The sequence below is a fragment of the Streptococcus sinensis genome (assembly GCF_000767835.1).
Lineage (GTDB): Bacteria > Bacillota > Bacilli > Lactobacillales > Streptococcaceae > Streptococcus > Streptococcus sinensis.
The window spans coordinates 1-10,610 of record NZ_JPEN01000112.1 but is presented as its reverse complement, the minus strand read 5'-3'; the positions used below and the strand labels follow the sequence as shown (position 1 = coordinate 10,610).

Annotated in this window: 10 protein-coding genes; 1 reads left to right on the top strand and 9 read right to left on the bottom strand. The window is 43.4% G+C overall.

Translation table 11 applies throughout. From position 1 onward, the window contains the following. Positions 1-2,367: SpaA isopeptide-forming pilin-related protein (locus SSIN_RS09625; RefSeq protein WP_156956327.1), on the bottom strand; the 2,367-nt coding region annotated here is incomplete at its 3' end. A 191-nt stretch (positions 2,368-2,558) separates the two neighbouring features. On the opposite strand from SSIN_RS09625, the gene SSIN_RS09620 reads away from it, so the two are divergent. Further along, entirely contained in the window at positions 2,559-3,164 is a 606-nt protein-coding gene (locus SSIN_RS09620) for a TetR/AcrR family transcriptional regulator (RefSeq protein ID WP_037618443.1), read from the top strand. A gap of 66 nt (positions 3,165-3,230) precedes the next feature. Here SSIN_RS09620 and SSIN_RS09615 read toward each other — a convergent pair whose 3' ends face one another. From SSIN_RS09615 to SSIN_RS09580, 8 genes are all read right to left on the bottom strand, one after another. Beyond that, on the bottom strand, positions 3,231-3,779 hold the full coding sequence (locus SSIN_RS09615; protein ID WP_037618440.1) for a DUF6287 domain-containing protein: 549 nt from the start codon (positions 3,777-3,779) through the stop codon (positions 3,231-3,233). Positions 3,780-3,866: 87 nt separating this feature from the next. Further along, the gene (locus SSIN_RS09610; protein WP_037618437.1) at positions 3,867-4,082 is read right to left on the bottom strand and encodes a heavy-metal-associated domain-containing protein; all 216 of its coding nucleotides are present in this window, start codon (positions 4,080-4,082) and stop codon (positions 3,867-3,869) included. A 55-nt stretch (positions 4,083-4,137) separates the two neighbouring features. Next, the gene (locus tag SSIN_RS09605) at positions 4,138-6,384 is read right to left on the bottom strand and encodes a heavy metal translocating P-type ATPase (protein ID WP_037618434.1); all 2,247 of its coding nucleotides are present in this window, start codon (positions 6,382-6,384) and stop codon (positions 4,138-4,140) included. Next, positions 6,384-6,827: a CopY/TcrY family copper transport repressor gene (locus SSIN_RS09600; protein ID WP_037618431.1), complete on the bottom strand. Its 444-nt coding sequence runs from the start codon at positions 6,825-6,827 to the stop codon at positions 6,384-6,386. The genes SSIN_RS09605 and SSIN_RS09600 overlap by 1 nt, the downstream gene beginning before the upstream one ends. Positions 6,828-6,974: 147 nt before the next feature. After that, positions 6,975-8,477 (bottom strand): zinc ABC transporter substrate-binding protein AdcA, encoded by a 1,503-nt coding sequence (locus tag SSIN_RS09595; protein WP_037618428.1) that lies wholly within the window; start codon positions 8,475-8,477, stop codon positions 6,975-6,977. A gap of 9 nt (positions 8,478-8,486) precedes the next feature. Continuing rightward, positions 8,487-9,293 (bottom strand): metal ABC transporter permease, encoded by an 807-nt coding sequence (locus tag SSIN_RS09590; protein WP_037618425.1) that lies wholly within the window; start codon positions 9,291-9,293, stop codon positions 8,487-8,489. Continuing rightward, positions 9,286-9,996 carry a metal ABC transporter ATP-binding protein gene (locus tag SSIN_RS09585; RefSeq protein WP_037618422.1) on the bottom strand — a complete coding sequence of 237 codons (711 nt, stop codon included), beginning with the start codon at positions 9,994-9,996 and terminating at the stop codon, positions 9,286-9,288. Before SSIN_RS09585 ends, SSIN_RS09590 begins: the two co-directional genes overlap by 8 nt. Then, a complete protein-coding gene (locus SSIN_RS09580; RefSeq protein ID WP_037618418.1) occupies positions 9,993-10,436 on the bottom strand; it encodes a zinc-dependent MarR family transcriptional regulator in 444 nt (147 codons plus the stop codon). The genes SSIN_RS09585 and SSIN_RS09580 overlap by 4 nt, the downstream gene beginning before the upstream one ends. Between the last annotated feature and the right edge of the window lie 174 nt (positions 10,437-10,610).

Genomic DNA, 10,610 nt, shown 5'->3' with positions numbered 1-10,610 from the left:
TGAAATGGCAAAATTCTCAACCCAGGCAACCAGCTGACCTCTTCCATTATCATAGACGTGTACGATGACACGAACTGTTCTCGCATCATGGGTCACCCCATCGATGGTTTGACCAGCATTTGCTTCCACAATCGTGTACTGGTAATGTCCTTCTTGTGTAAACGGAAGGTCCTTAAAGGTTACATTACCATCACCATCGTTCTTAGCTCTTTGAACCTCTTGTCCATTTTTATCTTTCAAGATAAATTCAAATTCATTCGCTTGAAGAGGTGTTGGACGACCGCCAATCAAGTCTTTTTTGACTTTAATGTCAGCTGTAGTTGGGGAAGTGCTATAGGTATTTGTAACAGTCAGATCAGCTGTTTGTGCTGGAGTATAGCCGTCTATCGTATCTACGATGAGATTGCCATCTTCATCGACTTCCATCACACTATAAGTGTACTTTACACCGTGCTCATCTGTCGCAGGAAGGTCCGTCCATTCGACAGTTCCATTTGTTTTTGGAACTTCTTTTTGTTTAACACCAGCCACTTCTTCAATCGCTCCACCTTCTGGTGTACGGTAGAGTTTGAAGTAAAATGTTGGACGAACATGTTCCTGACCACCAACCCAGACTTTATTAGCCGTAACTTTTATCTTTGGAACTTCATAAGTATTGGTTACTTGAGTCTTGTCTGCATTGTAAGATATGATGTAGTTGTTATCGCCAACTGCAACCTTCTCTCCTTCTTTCAAAGGAAGGTTTGTCTGGTCTTGAAGTTCGCGGACAGAGTAGATTAATTTCGTCCCATCTACATCACGTCCTGGAAGTTGATTTTTCCATTTATAAGTGTAGACACCATTAGACTCTGTCACTTCAGGGGTGTAGTTCCCGGTAACAGGTTTTGCATCTGCAACAGTTTGTCCTTCTTTGTGCACATACAAACCGAGTTTGACTTCTTTGTAGTCAGTTTTCTTTCCGCCTACCCATGTCTTGGTCGCTTCAAAATCAACTGTCACACGTTTGTTAGAGATATTGAGGGGAACACCTTGTCCACCTTTCAACTCCACTTCAAACTCTTCGCTAATTAGCTGATAACCTACTTTAGCAACCGTCTCCTTAACGATATACTTACCATCACTGAGAGCCTTTGAAAGGGCAATCCCGTTTTCATCCGTTACCACTGTATCAACTACTTTATTAGTCGCTTTATCAACAATATCAAATTTAACATCTTTCAACTTAACATCTGCATCAGCTTCATCGAATTTTGTGATTTTAATTTTACCAGCAATATCAGCAGTAACAGTTGCACCTACAGATTTAACAGACTTTAAATTAAACGTTGCTTCTGTTTTGGTTCCAGTACTACCTCCGTATTGTTCCCAAATAAGTTGTGGTTGGTTATCAATCAAGTACTGCGCTGAGTTACTTATCGTTGAAGTATCTGCTGGTGAGGACGTATCATAAGTTAAGAAAAAGCTCTTTGTTCCCATATTAGTTGGCATGAGCAACTCAAATCCTCGTTTCCCGTTGACAAAGGTCAACAAAGCTTTTTTATCTGAGTTAGCCTTGTATACCTCCGGATTGGTTGTGATTTCGTATTCATCACCTAAATGTTTAAGAGCAGATGAATTCGTATTCGTCGTTTCGAATTCCGCTTCATGCATATAGAAAGTACCTTCCACATAGTTAGCAAAGGCTCCCTTTGAAACGTCATCTGTAATCTTCACCACATGTCCAGTCATATCTTTCTTAGCGCGATTAATCTTCATCTGAAAATGTGCTCTCGCCTTATTGTTATCGTTATAACCGTACTTTGTAATGGTTTCTCCTATCACGTCAGTCTGTTGATATTTATTCACTTTATACGTGATGGTCTGTGTTTTACCATCTGGCAAAACATAAGTAACCGTTTTCCCCTCTTTTTGGAGTGTTTCAGTTGCTTCTGCAACAAAGTCCCCACGGATATTCTGCTTGTCCTTCACCTTGTCATTGAAGGTAAATACCAGCCGATGGTTAGCATTATCCACTCGGACAGTCCCCATTTTGATATTTGACGTCGAATCAATCAAATCCAGACTACCATCCGTCAAACTCAAGTTATCTGGAGCCTTTACGATGAAGTAATCCCCATCCTTGATTTCATTAGCTGCCACATTGGGAAATGAGAATTTACCTGAATATTTCAATTTCATCGAAGTATCATTTGAACCATGAATTCCTTCAGTCTTGCTTCCTGTGGATGCTATAGTAATCTTCAAATCCTCGAATTTAGCCTTATCGGTAACATCAGCAGCAGAAACCCGCTGGACATTCCAAAATCCTAAAACAGCAAAAGTTGCTAATAAAGATAAAAAGAAGCCTATCCACCTCTTTGCCTTCATAATCAATTTCTCCTTCTCCTAATTTTTTATAAGCGTAGAATATAAATATTGATATTATGTTCGTCTTATATTATAATCATTATTATTGTACTTCAAATTAACTAAAAAGACCATATCCTTTAGAGGTTTTTTCTTGACAGTTTGTCAACTTTTGGCTTAGTCTTATTGGAAAGGAGAGCAGCAAATAATATATGGCGCGAAATACAAAAGAAAAAATTATTCAGGCATTCTTTGAACTAGCCTTAGACAATCCTTCAAAGTCACATTTTTCATTAGCAGAAATTGCCCAGCAAGCTGGCATTTCCCGACAAGCTATTTATAAAAAACATTTTAATAGCACCGAAGAGATTATTGAAGAAGTTCATCGAATTCTTTATTCAGAATTTTCTGCTGTATTACAAACATATGATCGCTCTACCTTCGCAGATCCTTTCGTTTTTTTTGCAAATCACTTTCTCCCAGTTTTTTATAAGCACAGAAAATGGATACAGTGCTTCTATACTACAGCTGCTAACCCCAACTGGATTCCCTTTTTTTCTTCTATTTTACTTGAGTTTCAAAATGAGCATGTTTCCATCAACCACGACGTAATACAGGTTCCTAAAGAAAAAGTATCGCAACTTCTAGTAAAAGGGATTATGAATTTACTAGAAATTTGGATTGTCCAACCAGAGCCAACTCCTCCTGAACAATTTGTCCAGACATTTTTATTCGTTATTCATTTTCCTATTTCAAGCTATGTCACCAGAGCGGAGAACCCTCAAGAGCAATTGCCGGCATCTCTATTTTCGGAATAAGAAATTTTTAAAAATAGAAAACACCTTCACCAAGATCTAACTGACCAGACCTTAGTGAGGGTGTTTTTATTCACTTATACGATAATAAAAGGTGCCTTGTTCATCAAAAGTATTCATCCCGACTCCAGCCCAAATTCGATCACGCGCTGTGTCTGAGTTGTCTTGAAAGTTCTCCTTATCTGCAATTTTGACTCCCTTGGGAATGAACTCCAGCAGAAAACCACCAGTCTCTCCTCCGTAGACACCACCAGAAGCTGTTCCATAACCTGTCAGAGAAGCACCATAAAGTTCATAGCTGTCAGAAACCAGCCCCTTAGCATCGAACACTAACTGATTTCCAGCAGCATTCTGCCAAGTTCCCTCGATACCAGAGTAGTCACCATTCACCAAGGCAGAAATGTCCATCGCTTTCTTCTCCTCTTTCGTCTGTTCTAAACTTGAATCCAGCGAACTCTGACTGCTGACCGCAGACGAACTGCTCTCTGGCTGCTGACTCGATTCTTGTTGCAGCGAGCTTGATGTCGACTGATTGGAATTTTCATTATTGTGTGAACAAGCCGCTAAAGTCACCACCATTACACAAATCAACAAAGAATAAACTGATTTTTTCCTCATGATTTCTCACTTTCTAAGTAAAATCTACTATCTAGTATAGACTTTTTCAACTCGTTTTACAAGGCATTCCAAAATTAGAATGACACTTTAGGCATTCTCTACCTGCAAAACTTTATAGATGGTTTTAGCTAAAGCTGCTTGATAATCTTCTGCACTCAAGGGCTGATCTACTGTGACCTGAGCAGTTTTACTATCCAAATCCACGACCACCTCAGAGACTCCTTCTATTTTCAAAAAATGCCCTGTAACGTGCTTAACACAGTTTTGACAAGATACATGTTCTAATTGGACTTTTTGTTTCATGAGATTTCCTCCAGTATTTTCTTAGTATTTTTGAACTTTTCTAAAGCATACACGCCTATTTAGCCTTAAAACGGTTGAGGCGCAGCGCATTGGCAACAACTGAGACAGAACTAAGACTCATAGCCAGCCCTGCCAGCATAGGATTGAGCAGGGGACCGCCAAAGAGGTGTAGCAGCCCCATGGCAACAGGAATGCCCAGCGTATTGTAAGCAAAAGCCCAGAAAAGATTTTCCTTGATATTTTTTATAGTTGCCTGACTGAGCTGGATGGCCTTGACTACATCCTGCAACTCACTATGCATCAGTACAATATCCGCTGATTCGATGGCTACATCAGTACCGGATCCAATCGCAATCCCCACTTCTGCTTGGACGAGGGCTGGGGCATCATTAATGCCGTCTCCAACCATGGCTACTTTCTTCCCTCGTTCCTGCAGTCTTTTCACAGCATCTGCCTTACCGTCTGGCAGAACCCCAGCAATGACTTGTTTAATACCGACCATCTGAGCAATAGCGGCTGCTGTTTCCTGACGATCCCCCGTCAGCATCAAGACTTCCAATCCCAATTCCTGTAGCTGTCTGATGGCTACTGGGCTGTTTTCCTTAATGGTATCTGCCACAGCCAGAAGTCCTGCTAAACAACCATCTACAGCCAGTAGCATGACAGTTTTACCCTGATGAGAAAGAGCCCGTAGGCGCTGTTGAGCCTGACTCGCATCAACTTGGTAATCCGCCATCAAAGCTTCATTCCCGATCAAGATCGTCCGTTCTTCCACCCGAGTCCTCAGACCACGCCCTGAGATGGATTGAAAATCACTGACAGGAGACAGAATAACACCTTCTTCCTCAGCGGTTGCTAGCAGAGCCCGAGCCAAAGGATGCTCCGAATGCTGTTCGCCACTAGCAACCAGACGCAGCAACTCAGCCCGTGGCAAATCCCCAAAGACTTCAAGGTCTGTCAGGCTAGGCCGGCCAGCGGTGATGGTCCCTGTCTTGTCAAGAACAACCGCATCCAGCTGATAGGCCGCTTCTAGAGCCTGGCCAGATTTGATAAGAATGCCATTTTCAGCTCCCTTACCCGTCCCGACCATAATAGCTGTTGGAGTCGCCAAGCCCAGCGCACAGGGACAGGCAATAACCAGAACCGCAATGAAAATGGACAAGGAGAAAGAAAGACTCTGACCAGCCAGAAAATACCATCCCAGACCTGCCACAGTCGCCAATCCTAAAACAATAGGGACAAAATAAAGCGATATCTTGTCAGCTAATGCTGCAATGGGAGCCTTGGACCCCTGAGCTTCCTCTACCAAACGAACAATCTGTGCCAGAGTCGTATTGGCCCCCACCTTAGTCGCTTCGTAGTCAATGGTACCATTCTGATTTAGCGTCGCACTGGTAATCGTATCTCCTACCTTTTTTTCTACCGGCAGACTCTCACCGGTCATCATAGACTCATCTACATAGGTCTGTCCCTCCGTCACAACCCCATCTACCGGCATACGTTCACCCGGCTTAATGCGGACAATATCTCCAAGCTTAATCTCCTCCGTATCAATGACCACAGCCTGACCATAGCGAATCACTGTCGCTTGACTGGGCAGGAGTTTAATCAGACTTTGAATAGCCTGCGAAGTCCGCCCCTTGGCTGAACTTTCCATGTATTTGCCCAGCAAAACCAGACTGATGATAACAGAAACCGACTCAAAATAAAGCTGATGAACAAAGGCATGCTGGCCAGCAAACACTTGACCGCTCGCATAAAGGCTATAGAGAAAGGCTGCTCCTGTCCCCACAGCAATCAGACTATCCATATTCGGATGCCTCTTGATGAGATTACGCACACCTCTCTGATAAAAACCGCGTCCGACCCAGAGGGCCGGTAGAGTCAGCAACAGCTGAGCCAAAACAAAAGTCAGCGGAGCCTGCGTATGGTCCAAAAAGCTCGGCTGGGGTAAGCCAATCATACTCCCCATGGAAATATAGAGCAGGGGTAGAGTCGCTGTAAAAAGTAGCTGAATCTGCCTTTTTTTCTTGTCCAGCACTGCTGCTTTGGCCACTGCATCCCGAGCATATTCCGCCTGCTGCCTCTCCCCTTTTTCTTCAGCCTGATAACCAGCCTCAGCTACAGCATCCAGCACTTGCTGACTGTCAAATCCCGCCTTAGGAAGCAAACTGAGCCGATCTGTTGCCAGATTAACACTGACTTCCTCAACCGTTGCCAAGTCCTTAACCGCCATCTCCACCGCCATAGCGCAAGCAGCGCAGGTCATACCAGAGATTCTGTATTCTTTCTTCTCGCTCATCAATGCGCCTCCTTTCCGTGCCCGCAACGACACTGGCCTTGTGGGCAGTCACATTTAATTTCCAGCGGAGCCGAAACTCTTTTTTTGTCTATAACCTGACTGAGCCGCTCCAAATCACTCTGACTAAACTGGTGACTCTCAATCATTGATATCAACAACTCTCCGTGTTTGGTATTACAAATATTATCAAAAAGCGCCTGCCATGTACTTTCCAGATGATCCGCTTCCAAAATCCGAGCATCGTAGTAAAACTTACCCTCAATTTTTTCCATGGCGATAAATTCTTTGGTCTTCAGACGATTCAAAAGTGTCTTGATGGTTGCCGGCTTCCATGAAAAGTCAGCTTCCAAACGGGCTATAATCTCTGTACTGCGACTGTGTGGATAGGCCCACAGCACACGCATCACTTGCCATTCAGCTTGACTGATATTTTGCTGTTCCATTTTCTAGCACTTCCTTAGCATTTACGTTTGTAATTCAATCCTATATTAGTTTACATCTGTAATCAAAAATTGTCAAGCCTTTTTATTGTCACTTCCTCATATACAAAAAAGAAGGCGAGCTAGTCCCGTCTTCTTGCTTTACTCACATTAGTGCGCCAACATCTCTTGGGCAATTTCCTGACCTGCCAACTTACTTGGATAGTAGGTCGGCCAGTTTTCCAGCTCATCAAAGAGTGCTTCCTGACTCTCGCCGCCATAGAAGATGTGGAAATGAGCTGCCTTGGTAGGTGCAATGTTGTGGTCACTAAACTGAACATACTTGTACTCCCCAGCATCCTCGTCTGTCGCTTCAAACATAAAGCGTACCCCTCGATTTCCCTTAGAGTAAGTCAGAGTGTGCTTACCAACGTATTTATAAGTATATTTCTTGGATTTTCCATCTACCACAAATTCCATGGTCTTGTCTGTGATATTGATATTGGAAACATCTGTCTTGTAGCCCTTGTCATAATAGTCCTTGTATTCAGCTGCCGTCATTTTTCCAGTCAGCTTAGACTTGTAGTCAAAGACTTGATCCAAGGTCCCGTCTTTCAGATAAGGGTAAACAGACTGCCACTCGCCAGCATAGTCAGACAAGGTCCGATCCTTGACGGCGCTGTCTTCAAAATAGCCGTTTTGGACTGTCTTATCGTCTTCTTCTTTCTCAGCTGCAATCTCCGCTCCCTCTTGGTCCGTCGTTTTCTTGAGAGCTTTTAGATTGGCCTGCATGATAGAAACATAGTCTGCCCCATCCTTGGTCTGCTCTTCGGTCAAGCTTTCCAGCGGATTCAAGACATCAAGCTCTACTCCTGTTTCCTTAGCCAATGTAGAAGCCAAAGCCTGAGAAGCATTCTCTTCAAAGTAAATATACTTGATTTTATTTTTCTTGATATACTCGGTCAATTCAGCCAAGCGTGAAGCGGATGGCTCGCTATCTGGTGAAAGTCCAGAAATTGGCACCTGCTTCAAGCCATAGTCCAATGCCAGATACTTAAAGGCTGCGTGCTGAGTGACAAAGCTCTTTTGCTTGGCATTTGCCAACCCATCTTCATATTCCTTGTCCAAGGCTTCCAGCTTCTTGATATAAGCCGCTGCATTTTTCTCAAAAGCAGCTTTCTTGTCAGGATAAGATTTGCTCAGACTATCACGGATGTGCTCCACCATTTTAATAGCCCGCTTCGGAGATAGCCAGACATGAGGATCATAGGCATGATGATGCCCCTCTTCCCCATGGTCGTGGTCTTCTTCCTCTTCACCACCAGGCAGCAAGAGCATATCTCCTGTCGCCTTAATAACCTTTTCTTCCTTATTTTTCAAAGTTTTTAACAGTTCAGGAACCCAAGTCTCCATGTTTTCATTTTCATAGACAAAAGCATCCGCATCCTGAATAGTCGCAACTGCCTTAGCTGAAGGCTCATAATCATGCGGCTCAGTCCCAGCCCCGATGAGGAGTTCAACATTGGCCTCATCCCCAGCGACCTGCTTGGTAAACTCATAAACAGGATAAAAAGTCGTGACAATACTGAGCTTGCCATCTGAATTTTTTTGATTGGAACAAGCTACTAAGAAAATACTCAGTAAACCTGCTAATAGTAAGCTAATTTTTTTCATTTTCTGCTCCTATTTCATAAATTTTTGGATGAGATTGACCAGCAAGAACAAGCTGACAAAAATAATCGTAATGCTGGCGCTAGCTGGTGTCTCTGCATAGTAAGAAATATAAAGTCCGGCAATCATACCAAAAAAGCCGATGGCATTTGCCAGCAAAATGACCGATTTGAAATTTTTCCCAATCCGCAGGGCAATACTAGCCGGCAAGACCATGATGGTCGAAACCAGCAAGGCTCCCGCAGCTGGAATCATGAGGGCAATGGCAACACCCGTCACGATATTGAAGAGGATAGACATGGTCCGCACAGGCAACCCATCCACAAAGGCCGTATCCTCATCAAAGGTCAAGATGTACATGGGGCGAATGAAGAGGAAGGTCAAGACGAGCACCACAGCAGCAATAACAAAGAGAGAAATTACCTGCTCCCTACTGATAGTCACAATGGAGCCAAATAGATACTGGTCCAGACTCATCGAGCTAGAACTCTTGCCCTTACTCATAACAATCAAGGAAATAGCTAAGCCGGTTGACATAAGAATGGCTGTCCCGATTTCCATGAAATTCTTATAGATAGTTCGCAGATACTCTAAAAATACTGCTGCAACAATGACGACAAGCACCGTTGTGAGAGTGGGTGATAGCCCAAGAACCAAGCCAAAAGCCACACCCGCCAGTGAAACGTGGCTGAGCGTGTCACTCATAAGGCTCTGCCGACGTAAAATTAGGAAAGTCCCCAGAATCGGTGAGAAGAGGCTCATGGCAATAACTGCCAAAAAGGCTCGCTGCATAAAATCATAGGAAAATAAATTAAGCATGGCTCACCTCCTGTCCGCTGTCACTTTCATGCACATTGAAACAGTGCCAAGGCGAGTCCTGATTACGAACCAGATGAATGTTGCGGTCAGCATATTTACGAACTTCCTCCGGATCGTGCGTAATCATCAAGACAGATTTCCCATGCTGATGAGCACTATGGTGCATGAGCTTGTAAAATTCATCCTTGCTGCCTGCATCCATCCCTGTTGTCGGCTCATCTAGGACAAAAATATCCGGATCTGAAGCAAACATCCGAGCAATCACAGCCCTCTGCTTCTGGCCACCAGAAAGTGAACCGATCCGCTTATCCCGATGTTCCCACATTCCAACCGACTCTAAACTAGCCTTGATATGCTCCTCATCGTGTTCATTCAAACGGCGAAACCATCCCTTGCGCGGATAGCGCCCAGACTGGACAAATTCGTAAACCGTACTAGGAAAACCCGCATTAAAACTAGCAATCTGCTGAGGAAGATAAGCAATCCGCAGTTTCTTACCTCGCTCATTGGTCTTGGAAATCTTAACTTCCCCATGCTTAGGCTGCAAAATTCCCAAACTAGCCTTGACAAGTGTCGTCTTAGCAGCCCCATTCTCCCCCGTCAAGGTTACAAACTCGCCACTATCCAGAAAATAGTGAATATGCTCCAACACAGGCTCCTTGTCATAGTAAAAGGACAGATTTTCCACTGTGATATATCTCATTTCCCAATTTCTCCAATCAAAGCATCCAAAAATTTCACAATTACTTCCTGCTCATCAGAAGAAAATTGCTCTGCCAATCTATGGTAGGTGTCTAAGGTGTGCACATGATGGTGCTGATGCTCTTCCGCAATCGGTCGCGCCAAGTCAGTCAAACGATAAAAAGTCACACGAGCATCTTTCTTATCCTTGAAAGTTTGCAACATCTTTTGCTCCACCAAAGACTTAACAGCTTTAGTTACAGCAGCCTGGCTAACATTCAGCCGTTTCGCCAGATCAGAATTTGTCAAAGATTCCTGAGACAAAAGCATCAAAATGTGCTCCTGCGTGTTCGTTAGCCGTACATCACTCGTACAAGAACCGATCAAAATTTCATGTTGATTCTCAGCTGTCAATATGACCTCATTCAAAAAATGATTAATCTTATGTGCTAAATCCATCATTTCTCTCCACTCCTTTAACCGGTTAATTTTTTACTAGTTAAGTATATCATAAAAAATAAAAGAATCAAGTTCCAATTTAAAAATATACATTGTTTTCACAAGAATTAGCCATGTAGCGTTACAATAGATGTGAGACCTGAGTACCCAAAAAGAAGAAACCTTGATATGATTAGT